Here is a 24,281-nt window from a genome sequence, read left to right as displayed (position 1 = left end):
GTCCGTGCGGCGCCGAGCTCACGGTCTCGGAGCGGGTTCCCAGCCGCGGCGCTCAACGTTCGGCGTGATGCTCGAGCAGCGCGTTGAGCATCCCGCCGAAAAGCGAGCGTCCGCTGACTCAGCGGAGGTTTCGCTCCGCCGCGTCGACCACGTTCTTCAGGAGCATCGCTCGCGTCATGGGGCCGACCCCGCGCGGGTTGGGCGAGAGGAACCCCGCGACCTCCGCCACGGCAGGGTCGACATCGCCCAGGAGCTGGGCCTTGCCCGTCGCCGCGTTCTCGACGCGCGTGATGCCCACGTCGAGCACGGCCGCACCCGGCGCGATCCACTCGGGGCGGATGAGGTGGGCGACGCCCACGGCGGCCACCACGATGTCGGCGCGCTTGACCTCGGCCACGAGGTCGCTCGTGCGGGAGTGCGTGAGCGACACCGTCGCATCCAGCCCCTTGCGGGTCAGGAGGAGGCCGAGCGGGCGGCCCACCGTGAGGCCGCGCCCCACGATCGTGACGTGCTTGCCGCTGATGGGCACCTCGTAGCGCTGCAGCAGTTCGACGATGCCCGCGGGCGTGCAGGGGAGCGGGGAGTCGAGTTCGCCGTCGACCCCGAGCACGAGCCGGCCCAGGTTGGTGGGGTGCAGCCCGTCGGCGTCCTTGGCGGGGTCGATCAGCTCGAGCGCCGCGTGCTCGTCGAGGCCCTTCGGCAGGGGCAGCTGCACGATGTAGCCCGTGACGGCGGGGTCGTCGTTGAGGTCACGGATGGCCGCCGCGACATCCGCATCGCTCGCGGTGCTCGGCAGGTCGACCCGGATCGACTCGATGCCCACCTCGGCGCAGTCACGGTGCTTGCCCGCCACGTAGGAGCGCGACCCGGGGTCGTCGCCCACGAGGAGCGTGCCGAGGCCAGGCGTCACGCCTCGCGCCTTGAGGGCGGCGATGCGCTCGGCCAGCTCGGCCTTGACGAGGGATGCGGTGGCGACGCCGTCGAGGATCGTTGCGGTCATGCCCAGGTTCCGGGGCTCTCAAGCCCGGGGTAGAGCGGGAACTGCCCCGCGAGCGTCTTGACTCGCGCCTGCAGCGACTCGATGTCGGGGTTCGGCATGAGTGCGGTCGCGATGATGTCGGCCACCTCCGTGAACTCCTCGTCGCCGAAGCCGCGGGTCGCGAGCGCGGGGGTGCCGATGCGCACACCCGAGGGGGTGAGCGGCGGGCGCGGGTCGTTGGGCACCGAGTTGCGGTTCACGGTGATGCCGACGGAGTGCAGGATGTCTTCCGCGTCCTTGCCGTGGATCGCCGAGTTGCGCAGGTCGACCAGCACGAGGTGCACATCCGTGCCGCCCGTGAGGAGGTCGATGCCGGCAGCCTTCGCGTCGTCGGCCATGAGGCGCTCGGCGAGGATCTTGGCGCCGCTGACGGTGCGCTGCTGGCGGTCCTTGAACTCGTCCTCCGCTGCGAGCTTGAAGGCGGTCGCCTTCGCCGCGATGACGTGCATGAGGGGCCCGCCCTGCTGGCCGGGGAAGACCGCCGAGTTGATCTTCTTGTGCATCTCGAGGTCGTTCGTGAGGATGAAGCCCGAGCGGGGGCCGGCGAGGGTCTTGTGCGCGGTCGAGCTGACGACATCCGCGTAGGGCACCGGGGAGGGGTGCAGGCCCGTCGCGACGAGACCGGCGAAGTGGGCCATGTCGACCCAGAGCTTGGCGCCGACCTCGTCGGCGATCTCGCGGAAGGCGGCGAAGTCGAGCTGGCGGGGGTAGGCCGACCAGCCGGCGATGATGACGGAGGGACGCACCGCGAGGGCCTGCTCGCGCACGATGTCCATGTCGACGCGGGCCGTCGTCGGGTCGACCCCGTAGGAGTTGGCGTTGTAGAGCTTGCCCGAGAAGTTGAGCTTCATGCCGTGCGTGAGGTGGCCACCGTGGGCGAGCTCGAGGCCCAGGATGTTGTCGCCCGGGTTTGCGAGCGCCATGAGCACGGCCGCATTGGCCTGCGCGCCAGAGTGGGGCTGCACGTTGGCGTAGCCGGCACCGAAGAGGGCCTTGGCGCGGTCGCGGGCGAGGTCCTCTGCGACGTCGACGAACTCGCATCCGCCGTAGTAGCGACGGCCGGGGTAGCCCTCCGCGTACTTGTTGGTGAGCACGGAGCCCTGCGCCTCGAGCACGGCGCGGGAGACGAAGTTCTCGCTCGCGATCATCTCAAGGGTGTCGCGCTGGCGGCCGAGCTCCTGGCCGAGCACAGCGGCGATCTCGGGGTCGACGCTCGACAGCGGATCGGTGAAGGTCGAGGGAAGTTTGTCGTTCACACTGTCTCCTTTGGGGCTGACATGACCAAGGTACCCGCAACGGAGTTGCGGTTCTCGGGCGGCCCAGGCGTACGGCCGCTGCGATGTCTTTCGCTCCCCGGTGGTTGCCCACCTCAACGCCAGTCGCGACCTCCCGATTGTAGCGCGAGTCGGGCCGATCGGTATCGGGTCAGTGCTCGACGACGCGGCGCGGCTGTCGCCGCGCGAGCACGGCATCCGAGGCGACGACGAGCAGCAGCGCGAGCGCCATGAGCCCACCCGTGATGGCGGGCAGCATGGCGATGCCGACGTGCTGCAGCGCGACGGCGCCGAGCAGGGCCCCGCCGCCGATACCGGTGTTGAAGGCGGTCGTGTAGAAGGCGCTCGCCGTGTCACGGATGCGCGCGGGCGCGACATGCAGGATACGCGTCTGCAGCAGGGGCGGGATGAGGCCGAACGCGAGCCCCCACACAACGAAGAGGGTGAGTGAGACGGGCAGCACGGCAGGCGTCGTCGCGAGCCCGACCGTGAGGAGCAGCACGGATGCGAGGGCGATGATGAGTCCCGTGCGCGGGCGCCCGCTGAAGATGGTCGCGACGAGCACGAGCGAGACGACGCCCGCGACGCCGTAGCCGAAGAGGGTCGGGCTCACGCCGACGTGGGGGAGGCCCATGGGACCCGTGATGAACGGCTCGACGTAGGTGTAGAAGGCGTAGTGCCCGATCATGACCACGGCGGTGACGAGGCAGACGGCGACGACACCGAGCACCGACTGCTCGGGTCGCGGCGCGCGGCTCGGGGTCTCGACGACCGTCACAGAACCGGTGGCGGATGTCACGGTCGTGACGCTGTCCGTTGGCGTGTCCGCCCCCGCGGCCACCCTCGGCAACAGCTTGTAGACGAGGAAGGCGCCGAGGAGCGTGAGCCCGGCGAGCACGGCGAAGGCCCCGCGCCATCCGACCGCCTGCCCGAGCGCCGTGCCGAGGGGCACGCCGAGCACGAAGGCGAGGGAGCCGCCGCCGAGGGAGATCGAGACGGCGCGGCCGATCTGTTCCTTGGGCACGAGGTAGGCGGAGTAGGCCCCTACGACGGCCCAGAAGACACCGTGGGCGAGGCCGCCGACGATGCGGGAGACGACGAGCATCGCGTAGTTGGGCGCGATGGCGGTCAGGATGGTCGAGATCGCGAGCACGACGAGCACCGTGACGACCAGCGTGTGCCGGTTGAACCGCCGGGTGAGGTGGGTGAGGCCCGTGCTCGTGAGTACGACCGTGAAGGCGAAGACGCTCACGGTGAGGCCGATGAGGGAGGTCGAGACGCCGAGTTCTTCGCTCATGGGCGTCAGGAGGCCCGTCGGCAGCATCTCGATCGTGACGCTGAGGAAGACGGCGACGGCGACGGCGAAGAGGGCGACGTAGGGAAATGGGCGGGTGGGGGTTTCTGGCCTGGTCATGCTGCGGCGAGATCCGTTCAGAATTGGTGGGCGTGACGCCGCCAACGGGCCGCCGCGGACCACGCGACGACTGGGTAATTCTACGCGCTGCGGGTTTCGGGCGCTGGGTCGCCGATCAGCTGCGTCCCGAGCTCGCTGCGCACATAGAGCGTGCTGCGTCCGTTCCTGGTGGCCGTGACGAGGCCGCCAGCCGCAAGGGCGCGAAGATGCTGGTTCACGGCCGAGGTCGTGACGCCGAATCGCATGCCGAGTTCGGTCGACGAGGCCGGCTCGCCCACTGCGAGCAGCAGTCGGGTGCGGGTTTCTCCGAGGAGTGCCGCCACGGCGCCGGGCGCCCGCTCATCGACGCGCTCCCACATGGCGCCCTGGCCGCGTGCCGGGTAGAGCACGAGCGGCGGCTCGTCGCCCAGGATCGGTGCCGAGACCCGGCGCGTGAACATGGTGGGCACGAGCGTCACGCCGAGCCCGCCCACCGTGATGGAGTCGTCATGCTCGCTCTGCAGCCGAAGGTTGAGCGAACTGTCCTCGAAGGTGATGCGGGGCGAGAGCCCGTTCAGCATGGCCGAGAGCCCCGACTGCGCGACCTGGCGCCCCCGGTATGCGATGTCTGCCTCGAGGATCGTGCGCATGCGGGTCCAGTGCGGGCCGATGCAGGCGTGCCAGTAGCGCTCGAGTTCCGTGGCGATGCGCGCTTGGACCTCGGATGCTTCGCCGAGGAGCGGCCGCGGCATCCGATCGTGCACCGCCTCGATGTATTGCCAGAACCGCGCGCTCGGCATGCTTCGCAGCCCGGCCAGCTCCTGCTCGATACGGGTGAGCGGTGAGGCGGGGCGGGGGTTGAGGAAGTCGGGGGTCCAGAGTCGGTCATTGACGAGGCTCATGAGGAGCTGAAGGTCGAGCGTCGCGCGGGCGGCTTCCGTGCGACGCAGCCACGGCAGTTGCAGGGGGTAGGCCGATGGCTCCTTGAGCGCGCGCAGCGACAGTCCCAATTCGGTCAGCGGTGAGATGCCGAAGCGGATATCGCCGAGGTCGGTGTCGGCGAGTTCGTAGCGCAGCATGAGGCATCACGCTACAACGTCGCAGCGCGATCTGGCGAGGCTCGATGAAGCATTGTGCTTCATCTATTCGGACGCCGAGGCCGCTATGGGAGAACTGAGGCATGAGCACGACAGACGGCCCCAGCGTCGTTCCCGACAGGACCGCGCCCGAGCCCGCACCGCGGCTCAGCCTGCGCAAGCGCTTCACCGCGCTCTTCGCCGACCCTGTGCTGCGCGTGCTCGCGCTCGCGACCGCCGTCATGACACTCGGCCGTGGCATCTTCCTCGCGCTCACGGTGCTCTACTTCACGCTCATCGTGGGCCTCAGCGCGGTCGAGGTGGCCGTCGTCCTGACGGTCGCGAGTGCGGCGGGAGCCGTGTGCTCGCTCCTCGGTGGTGCCCTCGCCGACCGGCTGAGCGCGCGCCGCCTCATCGTGCTCTTCGAGCTCCTCGCCGGCGTCTGCCTGCTGCTCTACGTCACCGCGACCTCCTTCATCGCGGTGCTGCTCGTCGCGGCCGCCTTCACGGGCGCGAACTCAGCCGCCCACTCGGTGCGCTCGGCCATGATCGCCCGCGCCTTCACCTCGGCCGATCGCGTCAACGCTCGAGCCGTGCTCCGCACCGTCACGAACGCGGGCATCGCGATCGGCAGTGCGGTCGCCGGTGTCGCCCTCATCATCGGCACGCCGGAGGCATACCGGTCGATCATGATCGTGGCCGGGCTCGCGACGATCGCGAGCATCATCCCGCTGCTGCGCCTCCCGGCCCGCGTCGACGCGCCCGTTCGGGACACGGATGCCGCGGCATCCGCCCCTCGCGGACGCTCGCCCTATCGCGACCGCCGCTACCTCAGCCTCACGGTGCTGAGCGCGATCTTCGCCCTCCACTTCGCGCTCATGGAGATCGGCCTGCCGCTGTGGGTGCTGCACAACACGGATGCGCCGCTCGCGATCGTCTCGGTGCTGCTCGTGCTCAACACCGCGATCGTGATCACGTTCCAGATCCCGCTCAGCAGGGGCACGCATGACATCCGCAAGGCCGGTCGGGTGACGGCGATCGCGGGGGTGCTCATGGCGCTCGCGTGCCTCGTGTACGCGGCATCCGGTGCCGTCTCGGCCTGGGTTGCGGTGGCATTCCTCGTGAGTGCGGCGATCGCCCACACCTTCGCCGAGGTGCTGTCGCAGGCCGGCTCGTGGGGCCTCAGCTTCGAGCTCGCTGACACCCGGCGGGCCGGCGCCTATCAGGGCGTCTTCGGTCTCGGCTGGTCGATCAGCGGCATGGCGGCGCCGCTCGTGATCACGGCCGCAGTCACCAACGGGCTCTTCGGGTGGGCGGCGCTCGCCGTGATGTTCCTCCTGAGTGCCGGCGGCGTGTGGTGGATCGCGGCACGGGCATCCCTCGCCGGGAAGCCCAATAGTCTTGTGGGGTGAACTCGCTCCCTCTCTCCGCTGTCGACCCGACCCACTGGGTGCTCACGATCGTCTGCAATGACCGGCCGGGAATCGTGCACGCCATCAGCGGCGCGATCGTCGAGGCGCGCGGCAACATCACGGAGTCGCAGCAGTTCTCGAGTCTCGACACCGACAACTTCTTCATGCGCCTCCAGGTGGAGTCGGCGGCGTCGCGTGAGCAGTTCGAGGCGGCGCTCGCGCCCGTCGTCGCGCAGTACGAGATGCGCTGGCACCTCGACGTCGTGGGCCGCCCGCTGCGCACCCTCGTGCTGGCCTCGAAGGCGGCGCACTGCCTCAACGACCTCATGTTCCGCAAGCACGCTGGTCAGTTGCCCGTGCACGTGCCCCTCGTGCTCAGCAACCACGACGAGCTGCGCGGCATCGCGAAGTTCTACGACGTGCCATTCGAGCGGATGCCCGTCACGAGCCCCGAGGAGAAGGCCGCCTTCGAGGCGCGCATCGTCGAGGAGGTCGAGCAGCACGACATCGAGCTGGTCGTGCTCGCCCGGTACATGCAGATCCTGTCGCCGGAGCTCTGCGACTTCCTCGCCGGCAGGGCCATCAACATCCACCACTCCTTCCTTCCCGGTTTCAAGGGGGCGAACCCCTACCGGCAGGCGCACGCCCGCGGCGTGAAGATCATCGGCGCGACGGCGCACTTCGTCACGAGCGACCTCGACGAGGGCCCCATCATCGAGCAGAACATCGTGCGGGTCGATCACACGAGCACGCCCGAGGAGCTCATGGCGATCGGCCAGGACGAGGAGAGCCGCACGCTCACGCAGGCGGTCAAGTGGTTCGCGGAGAACCGCATCCTGCTCGACGGGCACCGCACGATCATCTTCCGCTAGCCTCCGCGCTTCGGCGGCGGCCAGTCGTAGGCTGGCCCCATGTCACAGTCGACGATCTTTCACGGTGCGCGCAAGGTCGACGTCGAGGGCGTCGTCGACGATTTCTGGATGCTGGTGAGGGGCGACACGATCGCCCAGGTCGGTGCTGGTGCACCTCCGCCCGCCGATGTCACGGTCGACCTGACGGGTCGCACGATCACACCGGGCTTCATCGACCTCCACTGTCATGGTGGTGGCGGGCACACCTTCGATGACGGTGATGACGAGATCATGGCGGCGCTCGCCACCCACCGCGCTCACGGCACCACACGGTCCGTCATCAGCGTCGTGTCGAACCCGATCGCGATGCTCCGCAGCACGCTTGAGACGGTCGCAGAGATCGCCGCCGACGACCCGCTCGTGCTGGGCGCCCACCTGGAGGGCCCGTATCTCGCCACCGAACGGCGCGGAGCCCACCACCCAGACCACCTGCGCGAAGTCGACGCGATCGCCCTCGACACCCTTATCGGCGCAGGCGGCGGCGCGATTCGCCAGGTGACACTCGCGCCCGAGGGCGCGGGGGCGATGGACGCCATCGACCGCCTGGTGGGTGACGGCATCGTCGTGGCGCTTGGCCACACCGACTGCGACTACGAGACGGCTCGCCGTGCCTTCGACCGCGGCGCGACGCTCCTGACGCACGCCTTCAATGGGATGCGGGGCATCCATCATCGTGCTCCCGGTCCCGTGACTGCCGCGCTGTTCGATGAGCGGGTGCGGCTCGAGTTGGTGCTCGATGGTGTGCACGTGCACCCGGATGTCGCGCGCTTGGCATTCCTCGCCGCGCCGGGACGTATCGCGCTCGTGACCGATGCGATGGCTGCGGCCGGCAGCAGCGACGGCGACTACCGCTTGGGTTCGCTGAACGTCTCGGTGAGGAATGGCCGGGCGTTGCTGAGCGGCACGTCGACCATGGCGGGCTCGACTCTGACACAGGATGCCGCGCTCCGCTGCGCGATCGAGGGCGTGGGTCTCGATCCGGTTGATGCGGTGGCCGCCCTGACGTGGGTGCCTGCCCAGGCCCTCGCTCTCGGTGACTCGTTCGGCCGTCTCGCCCCCGGGTGCGTTGCTGATGTCGTCGTCATGAACAACGACTGGGAGGTCGAGGAGGTGTGGGCGGCGGGGCTCAGGGTCACGGGCTGACCGGTGTTGAGATCTGGCACTCTCTGGGTGAGAGTGCTAATCTGGAGTTGAGTCGAAGGGACTCAACTAAGCGAATCCCGCGAAAGCGGCCTACGTGAAGGAGTTGACGAACAATGGCCATGACCTTCGATCCGTTCCGTGAACTGGACCGCGTTGCCGCGAGCCTGCTCGACGCGCAGCGTGGGCCCCGATTCATGCCGATCGACCTCCACAAGGAGGGCGACCACTACGTGCTGAGCGCCGATCTGCCCGGTGTCGACCCGGGTTCGATCGACGTCGATGTCGACGGCCAGGTGCTGACCATCCGAGCCGAGCGCACCGCGCGCGGCGATGACAGCGTGACCTGGCTCGCCCGGGAGCGAGCGACCGGCAGCTTCCTGCGGCAGCTCAACCTGGGCGACGGCCTCGACACGGAAGCCATCAGCGCCCACTACGACAACGGCGTGCTCAGCGTCATGATCCCCGTCAGCGAGCGCGCGAAGCCTCGCAAGGTGGAGGTCATGTCGGGCCAGCGCACCGAGAACGTGCAGCCCGAGGTCACCGCGTAGCCATCTCAACGAGAAAGGCCCCCGGCGCTCGCCGGGGGCCTTCCTTCGTCTCTCGCCTCTAGAAGAGCACCAGCACGTACTTGGCGCTGCTGCGGCTGCCGCTGACGAGCGATGCGTCGGTCGGCACGAACTCCGCCGTCACCTTGTGCGCCCCGAAGCGCAGCTTGGGCAGCGTGACCTTCGCCGAGCCATCCGCCGACACCTGCTGTTCGGCGACCTGCTTGCCGTCGACGCTCACGCGCACCGTGCCGGGCACCGAGTCGGCCGCCGAGCTGACCTTCACGGTCGCCGTCACCTTCTGCCACGAGAACGCGAGCGACTTCGACAGCGAGAGGCGTGTCGAGGTTGTGTACGCGATCGTGAGAGATTCGGATGCGGCGGTCGCGCTGGGCAGGCCGTCTCCCGTCGCCGTCACCACGACGCTGATGGCGCGGCCCTGGTCAGCAGCGGTCACGCGGTACATGGGGCCGATCGCCCCCGCGATGTCCTGGCCGTCGGCCTGCCACTGGTACGTGAACTCGAGACCCTCGATGCTCCACTCGCCGGGGTTCGCCTGCAGCACTGCGCCGACCCGCGGCTCACCAGTGATGGTGGGCGGCACCGTGTTGATGGGGGCGTCAGGGGCCGGCGGCTCACCCGTCGTCACCTGCAGCGCCGTGAACTTGCCCGTCTCGCCGTACTCGATCAGGCCGAGGTAGCGGCTGTGCGGGGCGAGGTCGGCCCACGATGCCGTGTAGGTCACCGGCTCGCCCTGCACCCCCGCGAGCACGGGCGGTGCGAGCGCGAGCGGCGCTCCACCCGGCGCCACCACGTAGGTGCTGAGGTCGAAGGCCGTCGTGGGGTTCGCCGAGTAGATCGACACGATCACCTGGTAGGTGGCCGCCTCCGGCGCGACCAGGTTGACGCGCTCATCGGCCGCGCCGCTCGCCGACTGCCAACCGGCGATCGGCGTGCCGGCCGCATCCAGCTGGTAGACGACCAGGTCGAGGTCGGCCGTGTCGTCGATCGAGTCGAGGTCGAAGCGGGCGTACTGCGCGCCCTCGCCGACCGCCACCTGGTAGGTGAAGGTGTCGCCGTTGGTGCCGGAACCCGAGTGTTCCGTCTCGACGCCAGTGGGGTCCGGATGCAGCGTGCCCTGGGTGAGCCCTGTCGTGCCGAGCGGGATCTCTCCCGTGCCTCCCGGGGTGACCGTCACATCGACGGCCCCCGTGACGCCCTCGCCCGCCACGTCGTCGGGTGCGACGATCGTCACGGGACGGATCGAGACGGGGCTGCGCACCTCGGTCTCGCCGTTGCTCCAGGTGAGGAAGCCGCTCGTGAAGGCGTCGAGGGGAGCATCCGTGCGCGTCACCGTGATCGTGAACGTCTGCGTCTCGCCCGCGGCACCGAAGGTGAGCGTCGAGGGCTCGACGGTCGCCTCGATTCCCGGCACGTCGATCGACGCCGTGAAGGTGCCGGCCTGCGTCGAGGTGACGCTGCGTGTGATCGTCTCGGTGCCGGTCAGTGAGCCGATGCCGATCGAGGCCAGGTTGAGGTTGCTCGGGTCGACGGGCTCGACCGCGGGGTCGATCACGTCGTAGCCGGCGCCCTCGAGGTACGACAGCCAGTCAGGCGTGTCGTTGAGGTAGAGCAGGCCCGGTGAGAAGAAGCGCGTCGGGTCGACGTGCCCCGCACCCTGTGCGTAGGGGTCGGTCACCCGGCCCGCCTCCCGGTCGACCGTGTCGTAGGCGGTCGTCATGAACGCCGACTTGATCTCGGCCGGTGTCGCGGTGGGCCGCTCGCCCAGGTAGAGCGCGGCGAGCCCCGCAATGTGCGGCGACGACATCGACGTGCCGGAGAGGAACGCGTAGGTCGGCTCACCGTCGGCCGGGTTGGCGGTCGCCGCCAGGATCCCGACGCCGGGCGCCGAGATGTCAGGCTTGATGATGTCGCTGCCGTCGACCTCGATCGGGCCGCGCGACGAGAAGCCGGCGACCTGGGGGGCCGGAGTCTCGACGCCCGTGAGGTTTCCGGGCAGCAGCGTGGCCGTTGCATCCGGGGTCGCAGCGTAGGCCAGCACGGCCGCGTGCGTGTCCGCGTCGAGGTGCACTGTCGGGATGACGTGCGTGTCGAGGTCGAGCGAGCTGAAGCTCGGGTTGATCAACACGACCCCGATGCCGCCCGCGCGGGCGACCTCGGCCGACTTGTCGACCCGGGCGCTGACGCCGCGCTCACACACGACGATCGTGCCAGCCACCTGGGCGGGGTCGAGCGTGTCCGCGAGGCACAGGTTTGCATCCGTCGCGCCCGGCAGTGCGACAGCGGATGCCGCAACCAGGGGTCCGCTCACCGGCTCAGCGCCCTCGGTGCGATCGACCGTGGCCGACGCTCCCGCGAAGCGCTGTCCGTCGCCCAGCTCCACCGTGGCCTCGTAGTTCGGGATCGTGCTCGCCGCGACGGTCGTGATCCACGGGGCCGCGTTGTCGAGCGTCGTCGCGCCGGGGCCCGCGTTGCCGGCGGATGCTGCGACGAAGATGCCGGCCGCCGCCGCGCCCAGGAAGGCGAGGTCGGTGGGCTCAGCGGTGCCCCGGGCAGAGCCGCCGCCGATGGAGAAGTTGATGACGTCGACCGAGTCGGCCACGGCCTGGTCGATCGCCGCGAGGAGGTCGGTCGTGGTGCATCCGTCGTCGTTCGTGGCGGCGGGGTCCGGGCCCGTCCAGCACACCTTGTAGGCGGCGATCTTGGCGGCCGGCGCGACACCGCTGAAGGTGCCGAAGTCCTGGCCACCCACGTTCGCGGGGGTGTCAAGGTTGCCCGCGGCCGTGCTCGCGGTGTGCGAACCGTGCCCGTCGCCGTCGCGCGGCGACACGTACTCGCCGAGGTCCGCGCCACCGAGGTTGCCGACGCCGAAGCCCTCGGCGAAGTAGCGCGCCGTGATGACCTTGCTGTTGCAGTCGTCGGCGGTGAACTGCTCGCCCTCGACGCAGGCTCCCGTGAAGGTGCCCCCGTCGCTCTTCTCGAAGACGATCGCGTCGCCGTCACGGTAGGGGCCGGCGCCCGGGTCGGTGCCGAGTGGCTCACCAGAGAACGCGGGATTCTCGGGCGCGATGCCCGTGTCGAGCACGCCGACGACGACACCCTCGCCCGCGGTCTCGGCGCCGCCGACGGCCTCCCATACGCCGCCGGGGCCCTCGAGCCCGAGGAACTCGGTTGAGCGTTCCGCCTCCGTGATGTGCTTGAGCTCGTCCGGCACGAGCGAGGCGACCTTCTTGTTGGCCGACAGTGCGGCGAGCTGCTCGACGCTGAGGTCGGCCGAGAAACCGTTCATCGCGAGCCTGTACGAGGCGTCGATCGTGGCCCCGACCGATTCCGCGACCTCCTGCTGCGTCTCGGCGAGGTAGTCGCCGTACTCCTGCACCGCCTGCCTGCGCGTGTTGAGCTGCTCACCCTTCTCCGGCGTCGTCGCGTCGAAGCCGCGCACCCCGCCGTCGTAGGTCGCGACGGGCTGGTCGGCGAGCGTCACGATGTAGCGCCCCGGCGTGAAGGCGGTCTGCGTGCTCTTGCCGATGACGCCGCCCGCGAAGCTCGGTGGGGGAGCAGCGGATGCGATCGACCCCCCTCCCACGAGCGAGGCCGCGACGAGCGCGGCGGCGGCAACAGCGGAGGTGAGCATGCGCTTCTTCACAGAATGTCCAGTTCTCGAGGAGGAACACCGGATGCACGCGTCAGTATCGACGCGGCAGACGCACGATAAGACGGCGTCTACCCCCGCACGGGGGGTGTGCTTATCCTCTCGCCAAGAACTCCCGCGCTGCTGTCCTCACTCTGGAGGACTTTCCGGGGGTCAATTCTGTGATCGCCTGCGCCGGAGATGCACGACGGCCCCCGCTCGAGTGAGCGGGGGCCGTCGTGTGAGGCGGGACTGGCTAGGCGGCCATCCGTGCCTGGAGGTTCTCGTCGAGGGTCGCGAGGAACTCTTCGGTCGTCTGGTACGGCTGCTCGGGGCCGACGAGGAGCGCGAGGTCCTTCGTCATCTTGCCCGACTCGACCGTCTTGATGACGACGTCCTCAAGCGCGAGGCTGAAGTCAATGAGCTCCTGGTTGCCGTCGAGCTTGCCGCGATGCGCGAGGCCGCGCGTCCAGGCGAAGATCGAGGCGATCGGGTTCGTCGAGGTGGGCTTGCCGGCCTGGTGCTGGCGGTAGTGGCGCGTGACCGTGCCGTGGGCGGCCTCGGCCTCGACGATCTTGCCGTCCGGGGTCGAGAGCACCGAGGTCATGAGGCCAAGCGAGCCGAAGCCCTGCGCGACCGTGTCGGACTGCACGTCACCGTCGTAGTTCTTGCAGGCCCAGACGTAGCCGCCCTCCCACTTCATGGCCGAGGCGACCATGTCGTCGATGAGGCGGTGCTCGTACGTGAGGCCCTCGGCCTCGAACTGCGCCTTGAACTCGGTCTGGTAGATCTCCTCGAAGATGTCCTTGAAGCGGCCGTCGTAGGCCTTGAGGATCGTGTTCTTCGTCGAGAGGTAGACGGGGTACTTGCGGCTCAGGCCGTAGTTGAGCGAGGCGCGTGCGAAGTCACGGATGCTCGCGTCGAGGTTGTACTGCACCTGCGCGATGCCGTCGCCGGGCGCCTGGTAAACCTCGAACTTCTGCGGCTCGCCGCCGTCCTTCGGGGTGAACTCGACGGTCAGCGTTCCCTCGCCCTGGAACTTGAAGTCCGTGGCGCGGTACTGGTCGCCGAAGGCGTGACGGCCGATGATGATCGGCTTGTTCCAGCCCGGCACGAGGCGCGGGATGTTGGAGATGATGATGGGCTCGCGGAAGATGACGCCGCCGAGGATGTTGCGGATGGTGCCGTTGGGCGACTTCCACATCTTCTTGAGGCCGAACTCCTCGACGCGTGCCTCGTCGGGGGTGATGGTCGCGCACTTCACGCCGACGCCGTGCTTCTGGATGGCGTGGGCCGCGTCGATCGTGATCTGGTCGTCGGTCTCGTCGCGCTTCTCGATGCCGAGGTCGTAGTACTCGAGCGTCACGTCGAGGTAGGGGTGGATCAGGGTGTCCTTGATCTTCTGCCAGATGATGCGAGTCATCTCATCGCCGTCGAGCTCGACGACGGTTCCTTCAACCTTGATCTTTGCCACGTTTGTGTGCTTCCTCTCGTAGGGCCGCACCAATCTTACCTTCTGTTGTCAAAGTCTCTCGATGTCGAGATATCTTCGGTTCAGGAGGTGGTGGCGTCCTGCATGAGGCCGAGGCGCAGGGCACACTGCAGCACGAAGGAATCGCGTGCTCCCGTCGGGTCGAGCCCCGTGGCATCCGCGATGCGCTTGAGGCGATAGCGCACGGTATTGGGGTGCACGTCGAGCCGTTTGGCCGCCGTCTCGACCGCCCCGCCCGCCTCGACGAAGCGGCGCGCCGTCTCGAGGAGCGGCTGCCTCGCCTGACGCAGCGGGGAGTAGGCCTTCTCGATCAGGGCGGCGCGGGCACGCTCGTCACCCGCGAGCGCGCGCTCCGGCAGAAGATCGTCGGCCGCAACGACGCGGGTGTCGGCGTCGCTCGCAATGACGACGGTGGCGGCGACGGATGCCGCGTGGAGGCTGCTCCAGGCATCCGTCACGTCGCCGACGACGGGGCCGACGAGCACGTGGCCTGCGCCGAAGCCGTCCGCGATCGCGGCGACGACGGCTGGCAGGTCGTCGGCCGAGTGGCCCTCGACAACCGAGGCGATGGCGACGAGCCGCTCCCCCGAGGTGCCGAGCAGCACGTCGGCGCCCGCGTCCCACGCGAGGCGGCGCAGGCGGTCGGTGTCGCCGTCGTCTGGTGGCGTGCCGACGGCGGCGATCGCGGCACCCTGGCCGCGCCATCCGACCGCGCGGATGCGCTGGTGCAGGGCGTCAGGGAGGGTGCCGCGGAGGGCGGCATCCACGACATACTGCTCGAGTCGACGCTCCCAGAGACCGTTGCCGTCGCCGACCGTCGCGTAGAGCTCAGCGGCGGCGAAGGCGAGTTGCCGGGAGAAGATCACGCTCGCCTCGCGCTCCTCGGTCGTCGCGAGGGTCTCCTCGATGAGTGAGGAGGTCACGCGCATGAGCTGGAGGGTCTGCTGGAGCGTCACGGAACGCACGAGCTCGCGAGGGGCGACGGCGAACATGTCGGTGGGATCCGCCGAGTCCGGGTCGCGAAAGTACGCTTGGAACGATCGGATGCCGGCCTGAGTCACGCGATCCATGAGCATGAGCCGGCGCGGGGGCATTTCGCGCAGCCACGGCAGGCTGTGCTTTGCCACCTCGATTGCTCGCGCTGAGAGTCCGGCGGCATCGAGGGTCACGCCGCTCGGCGCTCGTCGGGATGCTCCCGAACTCGTGGGGTGTAGAAGCTGCGACATTGAAGACCTCCCGTCGGACAAACCGACTAGCCGGTATGTTATAGCGAAGCGAGCAGAAAAGAAAGAGGAGCACATGCCTGAAGCGAAGGTTGCCATCCGCTGGGGAGACATGGACTCATATGGGCATGTCAACAACGTCTTCTTCGTGCGCTACCTCGAAGACACCCGCTTCGCGATTTTCACGCCGCCGCTCGGAGAGCAGGCGGCCGAAGGCGTCGACCCGTCCCTCGGGGTCTTCGACCTCTTCCCCGAGGGCAGCAACGGCCTCGTCGCCGGCCACCGCATCGAGTACCGGGCGCCCCTCAACTACCGCGCCGAGCCCCTCACCGTGCGGCTCTGGGTCACTCGTGTCGGCGGCTCGAGCGTCGACCTCGGCTACGAGCTCGGCGAGGCGGACGGTTCTGTCGTCTATGCGATCGCCAGCACGACGCTCGTGATCGTCGACACGGCATCGGGCCGCCCAGTCCCACTTCCAGAAGACCTTCGGGTGACCTTCTCGCAGTGGCTGGGCGACCCGGCGCCGTTCCGCTAGGCCTCTCCGAGCGCGCCGTCGAAGGCGGTCATGTAGGCGTCGCTGCGCGGCGAACCGATGATGCCCGCCGACATCTTGTTCATGACGTAGGCGAAGGTCGCCCCGCGTCCCACGTCATTGACGATGAGCGAACCTCCCCAGCCGCCCCAGAATGCGAGCCGGTCGCGCTGCGGGATGGCTGGCTGGCCCGCGCTCGGCAGGGCGAAGCCGACGCCGAAGCGCAGGTGCTGGAAGAGCACGAGGTCGAGCCCGTCGGACTTCTGCTCGAAGATGCGGTCGATCGTGGCGGGGGAAAGGAGTCTGACGCCGTCGACCTCGCCGCCGTTCGTGATGACGGACTCGATGCGCGCCACGGAACGCGCGTTGCCGTGCCCGCCCGCGCCGCCGATCTCCGCCTTGCGCCAGTCATCGCTCCAGGTCGCGGTCGCATCCAGCACGGGTGCCATGAAGGTGCGGATCGCCGGATGCTCGGGCGGCAGCGCCGAGAGGTCCATTTGTGCGGGCGGCGGGGGGACGACGGGGCTGACCCGTGCGAACTCGCTGGGGGCGAGGCCGATGTGGAAGTCCGCGCCGAGCGGGCCGGCGATCTCCTCTCGCACGAAGGTGCCGATCGTCTTGCCCGTCACGCGGCGCACAACCTCGCCGAGCAGGTGGCCGTAGTTCAGCAGGTGGTATCCGGATGCCGTGCCCGGCTCCCACCACGGGGCCTGCGCCGCGAGTGACGCTGCCGCCTTCTCGTGGTCGAACATGTCCTCCGTCGCGAAGGGCGCGTCCCATCCGCTGACACCTGAGGTGTGCGACATGAGGTGGGCGACCGTGACGCCGTCCTTGCCGTTCTGCGCGAACTCGGGCCAGTACTTGGCGACGGGCGCATCGAGGTCGATTTCGCCCCGGTCGACGAGCACGAGCACGGCGAGTGCGACGACCGTCTTGGTTGTGGACCACACGTTCGTGATGGTGTCGCGCTCCCATTCCCGGGTGCGCTCCTCGTCCGCGTAGCCGCCCCACAGGTCGATCACCGTCTCGCCGTCGATCGTGGCCGCAATCGAGGCGCCGAGTTCCTCTCCACTGTCGAGGCGGCGCTGGAACTCCTCCCTCACTGCGTCGAACCTTGGGTCGTTGTCGCCGTACACCACGGCTGTTCGGGTCGGGGTGGTGTCGCTCATTCGAAGCTCCTTTGCATCGTGAGGAATTCGGTACAGAAATGTCTTGCAAGTTCCTGCGGTCGTGCCTGTAAGGTGAACATACCAACTGGTCGGTTCTGAATCTAGAGCCGACATCCCGACAGTCACGAAGGAGTGGACGTGGGCCGATTCGAGGGCACGACGACGCTGGTCACCGGCGCGAGCCGAGGCATCGGACTCGCCATCGCGCAGCGCATTGTCGCCGACGGTGGGCGAGTCGTCATCACGGCACGAGGCCAGGAGGCACTCGACGCAGCCGTGGAGGGCCTCGGAGGCTCCGATGTCGCAGTCGGCATCGCGGGCAAGGCGGATGATCCGGCGCACCGCGAAGAGGTGCTCGCCCGCATCGCCGAGATGGGTGGCCTCGACCACCTCGTCAACAACGCGGGCATCAACCCGGCCTACGGGCCCGCCCTCGAGATCGAAGACTCCGTCGTGCACAAGATCCTCGATGTGAATGTCGTCGGCGCCCTCGCCTGGACCCGCGACTGCGTCGCTGCCGGTCTCCGGGGCGCGATCGTGAACATCTCCTCCGTCTCGGCGCTCGGTGCGGCACCCGGCATCGCGTTCTACGGCGTCTCCAAGGCCGCCCTCATGTCGCTCACGCAGCAGCTCGCCTTCGAGCTCGCGCCGAGCATCCGCGTCAATGCGGTCGCACCCGCCGTCATCAAGACGAAGTTCGCGAAGGCGCTCTACGAGGGCCGCGAAGAAGAGGTCGCCGCCAAGTACCCCCTCGCACGCCTCGGAAACCCGGAGGACGTCGCGGGCCCCGTGACCTTCCTGCTCTCCGATGACGCCGCCTGGATCACCGGCCAGACCATCGTCATCGACGGTGGCGGCACGTTGGCAACGGTCGGCTGAGGCTGGATGCGATAGTCGGCTCATGAAGAAATCAGTGAACATCCAAGAGGAACTCCAGCGGGTCTCCGTGGAGCTCTTCTCCACCCAGGGCTATGCGAAGACGAGCGTGCAGCAGATCGTCGACGCGGCGGGAGTCACCAAGGGTGCGCTGTACCACTACTTCTCGTCGAAGGATGACCTGCTCTTCGACATCTACGACCGCCTCCTCTCGCTCCAGCGGGCGCACCTCGAGGAGATCGTCGCGAGGGGGCTCGGCCCGCTCGAGACGATGCGGCTCATCTGCGAAGACCTCATGACGACGTCGATCGCCGGCATCCGCGAGGGCGCCGTCTTCTTCCGCTCGCAGCACATGCTCTCGGAGGGGCGCCAGCGCGAGGTCAAGCGCCGTCGTCGAGAGTTCAACGACATCTTCATGGGCGTGCTCGCGAAGGGACAGGAGGAGGGCGTGTTCCGCAGCGACATCCCTGCGATCGTGCTCTCCGCCAACTTCTTCGCGAACCCCCACTACCTCTCGCACTGGTACTCGTCCGACGGCGGCATCAGCGCATCCGAGCTCGCCAAGCACTTCACCGAGCTCTACATCACCTCACTGCGAATCCCGGAGGCAACCCAATGAGGGCATGGCACGTAACAGCACACGGCGAGCCGAAAGACGTCATGCAGATCGTCGAACTCGAGGAGCCGACACCCGGCCCCGGCGAGTTGGCGCTGCGATCGCGCGCGGTCGCGATCAACTTTCCTGACGTTTTGCTGGCGAGAGGCGAATACCAAGTCAAGCCCGAACTGCCCTTCAGCCCCGGCATCGAGGTCTGCGGCGAGGTCAGCGCGATCGGCGAGGGGGTCGAGGGCTTCTCAGTCGGCGACCGCGTCGTCTCGTCGCACATCGGAGTCATGGCCGAAACCGTCATCGTGCCGGCGGCCGCGACCTTCCCAGCGCCAGAGGGACTGAGCGACGCTGAGGCATCCGCCCTCATCATCGGACACCAGACGGGCTGGTTCGGCCTGCACCGCCGCGGCCAGCTCCAGGCGGGCGAAACCCTGCTCGTGCAGGCGGCGGCGGGCGGTGTCGGCACTGCGGCTGTACAGCTCGGCAAGGCAGCAGGCGCCACCGTCATCGGCGTCGTCGGCAGCGAGGCCAAGCGGCAGGTCGCCCTTGATGCGGGTGCCGACATCGTCGTCAACCGGCGCGAAGAGGACTTCGTCGCGATCGTCAACGAGCACACCGGCGGACGCGGTGCGGATGTCATCTACGACCCCGTCGGTGGCGAGACCTTCCAGCGCTCCACCAAGTGTGTCGCCTTCGAAGGCCGCATCGTCGTCGTGGGCTTCGCCGGGGGCGAGATCCAGACCGCCAAGGCCAACCACGCGCTGGTCAAGAACTACAGCATCGTCGGCCTCCACTGGGGCCTCTACAACAGCAAGAACCCGCAGCTCGTCGTCGACGCACACCGCGAACTGACACAGCTCGCCGACGCCGGTGCGATTCGACCGCTCGTCAGCGAGGTCGTGAGCTTCGAAGACGCTGCCGACGCCGTGCAGCGCCTCGGCGACGGCAGCACCGTCGGTCGTCTCGTCGTACAGGTCGCGCAGCCGGACTGAGACGAAACCCTGACGGAGAACATAGGCAACCCGAATGTCTACTTACACAGCATCACAAAGGAGTGGTCACATGACAGCTCATGACCCCGGCCCAGCGAGCGTGCCGCGGCTCGCCCTGAGGGACATCACGGTCAAGTTCGGTGGACTCACCGCGCTCGACTCGGTCTCAGTGGAGGTTCCCGCCGGCTCAGTCGTCGGAATCATGGGCCCCAACGGCGCAGGCAAGACCACGCTCTTCAACGTCGTGTGCGGCGTCTACAAGCCGACCTCCGGCACGATGTCGGTCGACGGCACCGAGGTGCGGCCCCGCGCCCACCGACTGACGCAGCACGGCATCGCGCGCACGCTCCAAGGGCTCGGCCTCTTCAGCGGCCAGCCCGTGCTGGAGAACGTGGTGGCAGGCCTCCAGTCGTCGACCCGTCACACCTTCGTCGAGGAGCTCTTCTCCCTGCCCCGCGCCGCGCGCGAGGAGCGCGAGAAGAAGGAGCGAGCAATGGCGACCCTCGCCTCCCTCGGCATCGAGAAGTATGCGGCGGCGTTTCCCGACACGCTCCCCTACGCGATTCGCAAGAAGGTATCGATCGCGCGCGCCCTCGTCAGCGAGCCCTCGCTGCTGCTGCTCGACGAGCCGGCCGGTGGCCTCGGCCACGACGAGATCGAGGAACTGGGCGAGCTCATCCGCTCGATCCCCGGCAAGGGTTGCTCGGTCGTGCTCGTCGAGCACCACGTCGACCTCGTCATGTCGGTGTGCGACAGCATCGCCGTGCTCGACTTCGGCAAGCTGATCGCCACGGGCACTCCCGCAGAGGTCAGCGCGAACCCCGCCGTCACCGAGGCGTACCTGGGGGTGGATGCCGCGTGAGCGACCTTCTCACCCTCAACGGGGTCAGCGCGGGCTACGGCCCCGTCTCCGTGCTGCACGGCATCGAACTCGCCGTGCCGGAGCGCAGCATCACCGCGGTCGTCGGTGCGAATGGCGCGGGCAAGACCACCCTCCTCCGCACGATCATGGGGCAGATCCGGCCCAGTGCGGGAAGCATCCGCATGGGCGGTACAGACCTCAGCAAGGTCAAGGTCGAAGACATGGTGCGCAACGGGCTCGCCCTCGTGCCGGAGGGTCGCGGTGTCATCACCGAGCTGACAGTCGACGAGAACCTTCGCCTCGGAGGGCTCTGGCGCGGCAACTCGGCTGAGTCGTCCCGCACCCTCGCCGAGGTATACGAACTCTTCGAGCCGCTGCAGAACCGTCGCAAGTCGGCGGGCCACCAGCTTTCCGGGGGTGAGCGGCAGATGCTCGCCATCGGCCGCGCACTCATGGCCAAGCCGAAGCTCCTGCTGCTCGACGAGCCTTCGCTCGGCCTTGCGCCCCGCATCACCGCCCAGATCCTGCAGCTCCTCGGTCGCCTCCGTGACGAGACCGGCCTCACCGTGCTGCTGATCGAACAGAACGTGCGCAGTGCGCTCTCCGTGGCCGACCACGGCGTCGTTCTCAACCTGGGCCGCGTCGTCGCTGCCCGGCCCGCTGCGGAACTCGCGGCCGACACCGACCTCCGACACACCTACCTGGGGTTCTGATGGAACTGGAACGCTTCTTATTCCTCACGGTCGACGGGCTCGCCCGTGGTGCCGTGCTGGCAGTATTCGCTCTCTCGCTCGTGCTCATCTGGCGTGCAGCGCGCATCATCAACTTCTCACAGGGCGCCATCGCGATGGCGGCCACGTATCTCGCCTTCGTCGTGACCTCGGCAACGGGCAACTACTGGCTCGGGCTCGTGGCCGCACTTTTGGGGGGAGCGGCGATCGGCTTCGTCGTGGAGCGTGGGGTCATGCGCTACGTCAGCTCGGTCAACCCGCTCAACTCGGTGATCGCTGCTCTCGGAGTGCTGCTTGTCATCCAGGCGATCATCGGCATGCTGTTCGGCAACGGCTACCACCCGATGCAGGTTCCCTTCAGCCAGAGTCCGCTGCCGTGGCTCGCGGGGCTGTCGATCTCGGCCTACGACCTCTTCGTGTTCGCCTGTGTCGGCTTCGTCGTGATCGGCCTGGCCGTGCTCTTCGGCAAGACGAACGTGGGGCTCCGGATGCGCGCAGCCGCGTTCTCGCCCGAACTCGCGCGTCTCCTGGGGGTTCGCTCGAACCGCATGATCACGCTCGGATGGATGCTCGCATCCGCGCTCAGCGCACTGGCTGCGCTCCTCGTGGTCCCCACGGAGCTCGGGCTCAACCCGCACTCCACTGATGCCGTGTTTGTCTACGCATTCACGATCGCGGTGGTCGGCGGGCTCGACTCCGCCCCCGGAGCGGTCATCGGCGGCCTCGTGGTCGGCGTGCTGCTCAGCTGGGTGAGCGGATACCTGGGCGCGACGCTCTCTCCCGTCGCCGTGCTCGTGCTCCTCCTGGCGGTGCTCCTCATCAAGCCCGGCGGAATCTTCTCAGTCACCAAGGAGCGCACAGCATGAGCAGTCGCACCACACTCATCATCGGCCTTGTGGGCCTCGTCGCGGTCATCGGTCTCACCTTCGTGCTCGACCCGTACCGCAACTACCAACTCGCCACGATCGCCGCATACCTCTGCGTCGTGGCCGGCCTCACGATGCTCACGGGCGTCAACGGGCAGCTCTCGCTCGGCCACGCGGCGCTCGCGGCCTGCGGTGCGTACTGCTACGCCTTCACGGCGAACGGCCTCGCGGAGCAGGAGGTCACCGGCCCAGTGCTGCTCATCCTGCCGATCCTCGCGGCCGTCGCGGGCGCGGCAGTGCTCGGCCTCATCGTCGGGCTCGCGGCGGCGCGACTGCACGGGCCCTACCTCGCCGGTGTGACCCTGGCGCTTGTGCTCGCCCTTCCCGCGATCACGAGCCGCTTCTCCGACGTCTTCAACGGCGACCAGGGCCTCTACATCTCGGTCGAGCGCAGGCCCGAGTTCCTCGCGGGTCGAGGCGGCACCGAGATGTTCCAGGCATGGGTCGCGATCGCGTGTGCTGCGCTCGTCGTGATCCTGCTGCGCAACCTCATGAAGGGCAACTTCGGTCGCCAGATGCGTGCCGTGCGAGACAACGAGGTCGCCGCCGCGATCGCCGGGGTCAACGTCGCGCGCACCAAGGTGATCGCGTTCACGGTCAGCTCGGCGGCAGCGGGCGCCGGCGGTGCTGTGCTCGCCTTCATGACCCAGAGCGCTAGCCCCGGGGCCTTCAGCCTCGTCTTCTCCCTCTTCCTGCTGATGGCCGCAGTCATCGGTGGGATCGGCACCCTCTACGGCGCGCTCTGGGGGTCCATCCTCCTTGTCGTGCTGCCGGATGCCATCGGCTCCCTTACCAAGAGCCTGTCCCTGTCGCCCGAGGTCGCACAGCGCCTCGACGGTAACCTCGCGGTCGGACTGTTCGGCGCCATCATGGTGCTCGTCGTGATCGTCGCTCCCCTCGGCATCCAGGGCCTCCTCCGCAAGGGCCGGCTCAAGATGCAATCCCGAGGAACTCCGCAATCAGTTCCTGTCCCGAAATAACCCGAAATACCCAAGCACCAACCAATCACCACAGAAAGGTCAAAGATGACTCTCAAAAGGAATCGCGCATTCGCGGTCGTGGGTGCCGCTTCTGTGCTCGCCCTCGCGGCGTGCTCCTCGCCCGGAGGCGGCGGAGGCGACGCCCAGGACGTGCCCGGTGTAACTGAAGACAAGATCGTGATCGGCACGCACCAGCCGCTCACGGGTCCGGCCGCAGCCGGCTTCTCGTCGATCTCGGCTGCGACGAGCGCGTACTTCGACTACATCAACGACAACGGCGGCATCAACGGTCGCGAGATCGAGTTCATCGTCAAGGACGATGGCTACAACCCCGCCAACACGCAGACGGTCGTGCGTGACCTCGTGCTGCAGGAGGAGGTCTTCGCGATCCTCGGTGGCCTCGGCACGCCGACGCACAGCGCCGTCATCGACTTCCTCAACGAGAACGAGGTCCCCGACCTCTTCGTCTCGGGCGGGTCGCCGATGTGGGACCAGCCGGAGAAGTACCCGTGGACCTTCGGCTACAACTCGGAGTACATCGCTGAGGCGGCCATCCTCGCGCACTACGCACAGACGGAGATGCCCGACGGCACCTACTGCATGTTCGGCCAGGACGACGACTTCGGTGACGACTTCGAGAAGGGCGCACTCGAGATCCTCGGCGCTGACGGCCTCGCCGCGAGCGAGCGCTACTCGGTCGCGAACCAGGACGTGACGGCCCAGATCAGCGCTCTCAAGGCTGCGAACTGCGACGTCGTGTTCCTCGCCAGCATCAACGGGTTCACGGCACTCGCCGTGGGAACGGCCGCGCAGCTCGGCTTCTTCCCGCAGTGGATGGCCACCTCGGCCGGTGGTGACTACGGCACGCTCGAGAAGGACTACCTCCAGGAGAATGCACCCCTGCTGCTGGAGAACTTCATCAGCACGTTCTACCTCTCGCTCGAGACCAACCAGGACGACCCCTGGATCGAGCACTTCCAGATGGTGCAGGACGAGTACAACGGCGGCGGCGAGATCGGCGGCAACGACATCTTCGGCATGAACATGGCGTACATGTTCGCTGAGGCGCTCGCGGCAGCTGGCGACAACCCCACGCGTGAGTCGATCGTCGAGGCGATCGAGTCGGGCGCGGTCAAGGGCTCGGGCCTCGTGCCCCTCGGCTACTCGCCTGAGGACCACACTGGTAACACCGGCGTGCAGCTCAGCCAGGTGAAGAGCGGCGTGCAGGCATACTTCGGCACTCCCTACGTCTACGAAGACGGCGAGGTCACGGAGTACACGGGCGGCCAGGTTCCGTTCGAGAACGGCATCCCCGGCGCCGAGTAAGCAAGGCACACAGTGAGGGGTCGCCGCGTTCGCGCGGCGGCCCCTTCGCCTTTCACAATTCAGGAACGATGCCGTTCCGGTCCTGAATTGTGAAAGGTGGCTCCTGACCTGTGAAAG

The 24,281-nt window shown here is 68.2% G+C and carries 21 protein-coding genes and 1 riboswitch; of the genes, 13 read left to right on the top strand and 8 right to left on the bottom strand.

Annotated elements, in window-relative coordinates:
- Nucleotides 1-118: 118 nt before the first annotated feature.
- From ACIQK7_RS03610 to ACIQK7_RS03595, 4 genes are all read right to left on the bottom strand, one after another.
- On the bottom strand, nucleotides 119-1,000 hold the full coding sequence (locus tag ACIQK7_RS03610) for a bifunctional methylenetetrahydrofolate dehydrogenase/methenyltetrahydrofolate cyclohydrolase (RefSeq protein ID WP_403021375.1): 882 nt from the start codon (nucleotides 998-1,000) through the stop codon (nucleotides 119-121).
- Nucleotides 997-2,295, bottom strand: a complete 1,299-nt coding sequence (gene glyA / locus ACIQK7_RS03605; protein WP_403021372.1) for a serine hydroxymethyltransferase — start codon at nucleotides 2,293-2,295, stop codon at nucleotides 997-999. The genes ACIQK7_RS03610 and glyA overlap by 4 nt, the downstream gene beginning before the upstream one ends.
- 54 nt (nucleotides 2,296-2,349) lie before the next feature.
- Nucleotides 2,350-2,432, bottom strand: a riboswitch (ZMP/ZTP riboswitch).
- 32 nt (nucleotides 2,433-2,464) lie between these two features.
- The gene (locus ACIQK7_RS03600; protein WP_403021369.1) at nucleotides 2,465-3,727 is read right to left on the bottom strand and encodes an MFS transporter; all 1,263 of its coding nucleotides are present in this window, start codon (nucleotides 3,725-3,727) and stop codon (nucleotides 2,465-2,467) included.
- 80 nt (nucleotides 3,728-3,807) lie between these two features.
- Nucleotides 3,808-4,785, bottom strand: coding sequence for a DUF5937 family protein (locus ACIQK7_RS03595; RefSeq protein WP_403021367.1), 978 nt, complete (start codon nucleotides 4,783-4,785; stop codon nucleotides 3,808-3,810).
- Between the two features lie 101 nt (nucleotides 4,786-4,886).
- On the opposite strand from ACIQK7_RS03595, the gene ACIQK7_RS03590 reads away from it, so the two are divergent.
- The 4 genes from ACIQK7_RS03590 (at nucleotide 4,887) to ACIQK7_RS03575 (ending at nucleotide 8,796) form a co-directional block, all read left to right on the top strand.
- Nucleotides 4,887-6,194 (top strand): MFS transporter, encoded by a 1,308-nt coding sequence (locus ACIQK7_RS03590; protein ID WP_403021365.1) that lies wholly within the window; start codon nucleotides 4,887-4,889, stop codon nucleotides 6,192-6,194.
- Nucleotides 6,191-7,066: a formyltetrahydrofolate deformylase gene (gene purU, locus ACIQK7_RS03585; RefSeq protein WP_403021363.1), complete on the top strand. Its 876-nt coding sequence runs from the start codon at nucleotides 6,191-6,193 to the stop codon at nucleotides 7,064-7,066. Before ACIQK7_RS03590 ends, purU begins: the two co-directional genes overlap by 4 nt.
- A 39-nt stretch (nucleotides 7,067-7,105) precedes the next feature.
- Nucleotides 7,106-8,248 carry an N-acetylglucosamine-6-phosphate deacetylase gene (gene nagA, locus ACIQK7_RS03580; RefSeq protein WP_403021361.1) on the top strand — a complete coding sequence of 381 codons (1,143 nt, stop codon included), beginning with the start codon at nucleotides 7,106-7,108 and terminating at the stop codon, nucleotides 8,246-8,248.
- A 113-nt stretch (nucleotides 8,249-8,361) separates the two neighbouring features.
- On the top strand, nucleotides 8,362-8,796 hold the full coding sequence (locus ACIQK7_RS03575) for an Hsp20/alpha crystallin family protein (protein WP_325209558.1): 435 nt from the start codon (nucleotides 8,362-8,364) through the stop codon (nucleotides 8,794-8,796).
- A gap of 58 nt (nucleotides 8,797-8,854) precedes the next feature.
- Here ACIQK7_RS03575 and ACIQK7_RS03570 read toward each other — a convergent pair whose 3' ends face one another.
- From ACIQK7_RS03570 to ACIQK7_RS03560, 3 genes are all read right to left on the bottom strand, one after another.
- Nucleotides 8,855-12,448: a S8 family serine peptidase gene (locus ACIQK7_RS03570; protein ID WP_403021358.1), complete on the bottom strand. Its 3,594-nt coding sequence runs from the start codon at nucleotides 12,446-12,448 to the stop codon at nucleotides 8,855-8,857.
- Nucleotides 12,449-12,701: 253 nt separating this feature from the next.
- Complete coding sequence (locus tag ACIQK7_RS03565; protein WP_403021356.1) at nucleotides 12,702-13,919, bottom strand: NADP-dependent isocitrate dehydrogenase; 1,218 nt, start codon at nucleotides 13,917-13,919, stop codon at nucleotides 12,702-12,704.
- Nucleotides 13,920-13,999: 80 nt separating this feature from the next.
- Entirely contained in the window at nucleotides 14,000-15,163 is a 1,164-nt protein-coding gene (locus ACIQK7_RS03560; RefSeq protein ID WP_403021354.1) for a PucR family transcriptional regulator, read from the bottom strand.
- A gap of 73 nt (nucleotides 15,164-15,236) precedes the next feature.
- Here ACIQK7_RS03560 and ACIQK7_RS03555 point away from each other — a divergent pair, with 73 nt between their 5' ends.
- Nucleotides 15,237-15,695, top strand: coding sequence for a thioesterase family protein (locus tag ACIQK7_RS03555; RefSeq protein WP_325209554.1), 459 nt, complete (start codon nucleotides 15,237-15,239; stop codon nucleotides 15,693-15,695).
- Here the strand turns inward: ACIQK7_RS03555 and ACIQK7_RS03550 are convergent.
- On the bottom strand, nucleotides 15,692-16,861 hold the full coding sequence (locus ACIQK7_RS03550) for a serine hydrolase domain-containing protein (protein WP_325209553.1): 1,170 nt from the start codon (nucleotides 16,859-16,861) through the stop codon (nucleotides 15,692-15,694). The two genes, ACIQK7_RS03555 and ACIQK7_RS03550, sit on opposite strands and share 4 nt — an antisense overlap.
- A 138-nt stretch (nucleotides 16,862-16,999) precedes the next feature.
- Between ACIQK7_RS03550 and ACIQK7_RS03545 the strand changes: the two genes are divergently transcribed.
- The 8 genes from ACIQK7_RS03545 (at nucleotide 17,000) to ACIQK7_RS03510 (ending at nucleotide 24,164) form a co-directional block, all read left to right on the top strand.
- Nucleotides 17,000-17,740 carry an SDR family oxidoreductase gene (locus ACIQK7_RS03545; protein ID WP_403021350.1) on the top strand — a complete coding sequence of 247 codons (741 nt, stop codon included), beginning with the start codon at nucleotides 17,000-17,002 and terminating at the stop codon, nucleotides 17,738-17,740.
- A gap of 22 nt (nucleotides 17,741-17,762) precedes the next feature.
- Nucleotides 17,763-18,356, top strand: coding sequence for a TetR/AcrR family transcriptional regulator (locus ACIQK7_RS03540; protein WP_403021348.1), 594 nt, complete (start codon nucleotides 17,763-17,765; stop codon nucleotides 18,354-18,356).
- 41 nt (nucleotides 18,357-18,397) lie between these two features.
- Nucleotides 18,398-19,339, top strand: a complete 942-nt coding sequence (locus ACIQK7_RS03535) for an NADPH:quinone oxidoreductase family protein (protein WP_403021346.1) — start codon at nucleotides 18,398-18,400, stop codon at nucleotides 19,337-19,339.
- 70 nt (nucleotides 19,340-19,409) lie between these two features.
- Nucleotides 19,410-20,201, top strand: coding sequence for an ABC transporter ATP-binding protein (locus tag ACIQK7_RS03530; protein WP_403021344.1), 792 nt, complete (start codon nucleotides 19,410-19,412; stop codon nucleotides 20,199-20,201).
- Nucleotides 20,198-20,914 (top strand): ABC transporter ATP-binding protein, encoded by a 717-nt coding sequence (locus ACIQK7_RS03525; RefSeq protein ID WP_325209548.1) that lies wholly within the window; start codon nucleotides 20,198-20,200, stop codon nucleotides 20,912-20,914. The genes ACIQK7_RS03530 and ACIQK7_RS03525 overlap by 4 nt, the downstream gene beginning before the upstream one ends.
- Nucleotides 20,914-21,798 carry a branched-chain amino acid ABC transporter permease gene (locus ACIQK7_RS03520; protein ID WP_403021340.1) on the top strand — a complete coding sequence of 295 codons (885 nt, stop codon included), beginning with the start codon at nucleotides 20,914-20,916 and terminating at the stop codon, nucleotides 21,796-21,798. The genes ACIQK7_RS03525 and ACIQK7_RS03520 overlap by 1 nt, the downstream gene beginning before the upstream one ends.
- Nucleotides 21,795-22,838 carry a branched-chain amino acid ABC transporter permease gene (locus ACIQK7_RS03515; RefSeq protein WP_403021337.1) on the top strand — a complete coding sequence of 348 codons (1,044 nt, stop codon included), beginning with the start codon at nucleotides 21,795-21,797 and terminating at the stop codon, nucleotides 22,836-22,838. Before ACIQK7_RS03520 ends, ACIQK7_RS03515 begins: the two co-directional genes overlap by 4 nt.
- Before the next feature lie 45 nt (nucleotides 22,839-22,883).
- Nucleotides 22,884-24,164, top strand: a complete 1,281-nt coding sequence (locus ACIQK7_RS03510) for an ABC transporter substrate-binding protein (RefSeq protein ID WP_403021334.1) — start codon at nucleotides 22,884-22,886, stop codon at nucleotides 24,162-24,164.
- Nucleotides 24,165-24,281: the final 117 nt, after the last annotated feature.

Origin of the sequence: Salinibacterium sp. GXW1014 (assembly GCF_044769865.1) — a bacterium.
Taxonomy (GTDB): Bacteria; Actinomycetota; Actinomycetes; order Actinomycetales; family Microbacteriaceae; genus Homoserinimonas.
This window is presented reverse-complemented; position numbering and strand designations above follow the sequence as displayed.

Coding starts and splice junctions, on each gene's coding strand:
- ACIQK7_RS03515 (WP_403021337.1), top strand. CDS start 21,795: ATGAGCAGTCGCACCACACTCATCATCGGCCTTGTGGGCCTCGTCGCG.
- ACIQK7_RS03540 (WP_403021348.1), top strand. CDS start 17,763: ATGAAGAAATCAGTGAACATCCAAGAGGAACTCCAGCGGGTCTCCGTG.
- nagA (WP_403021361.1), top strand. CDS start 7,106: ATGTCACAGTCGACGATCTTTCACGGTGCGCGCAAGGTCGACGTCGAG.
- ACIQK7_RS03590 (WP_403021365.1), top strand. CDS start 4,887: ATGAGCACGACAGACGGCCCCAGCGTCGTTCCCGACAGGACCGCGCCC.
- ACIQK7_RS03575 (WP_325209558.1), top strand. CDS start 8,362: ATGGCCATGACCTTCGATCCGTTCCGTGAACTGGACCGCGTTGCCGCG.
- ACIQK7_RS03535 (WP_403021346.1), top strand. CDS start 18,398: ATGCAGATCGTCGAACTCGAGGAGCCGACACCCGGCCCCGGCGAGTTG.
- ACIQK7_RS03555 (WP_325209554.1), top strand. CDS start 15,237: ATGCCTGAAGCGAAGGTTGCCATCCGCTGGGGAGACATGGACTCATAT.
- ACIQK7_RS03600 (WP_403021369.1), bottom strand. CDS start 3,727: ATGACCAGGCCAGAAACCCCCACCCGCCCATTTCCCTACGTCGCCCTC.
- ACIQK7_RS03550 (WP_325209553.1), bottom strand. CDS start 16,861: ATGAGCGACACCACCCCGACCCGAACAGCCGTGGTGTACGGCGACAAC.
- ACIQK7_RS03530 (WP_403021344.1), top strand. CDS start 19,410: ATGACAGCTCATGACCCCGGCCCAGCGAGCGTGCCGCGGCTCGCCCTG.
- ACIQK7_RS03520 (WP_403021340.1), top strand. CDS start 20,914: ATGGAACTGGAACGCTTCTTATTCCTCACGGTCGACGGGCTCGCCCGT.
- ACIQK7_RS03570 (WP_403021358.1), bottom strand. CDS start 12,448: ATGCTCACCTCCGCTGTTGCCGCCGCCGCGCTCGTCGCGGCCTCGCTC.
- ACIQK7_RS03610 (WP_403021375.1), bottom strand. CDS start 1,000: ATGACCGCAACGATCCTCGACGGCGTCGCCACCGCATCCCTCGTCAAG.
- ACIQK7_RS03560 (WP_403021354.1), bottom strand. CDS start 15,163: ATGTCGCAGCTTCTACACCCCACGAGTTCGGGAGCATCCCGACGAGCG.
- ACIQK7_RS03595 (WP_403021367.1), bottom strand. CDS start 4,785: ATGCTGCGCTACGAACTCGCCGACACCGACCTCGGCGATATCCGCTTC.
- ACIQK7_RS03510 (WP_403021334.1), top strand. CDS start 22,884: ATGACTCTCAAAAGGAATCGCGCATTCGCGGTCGTGGGTGCCGCTTCT.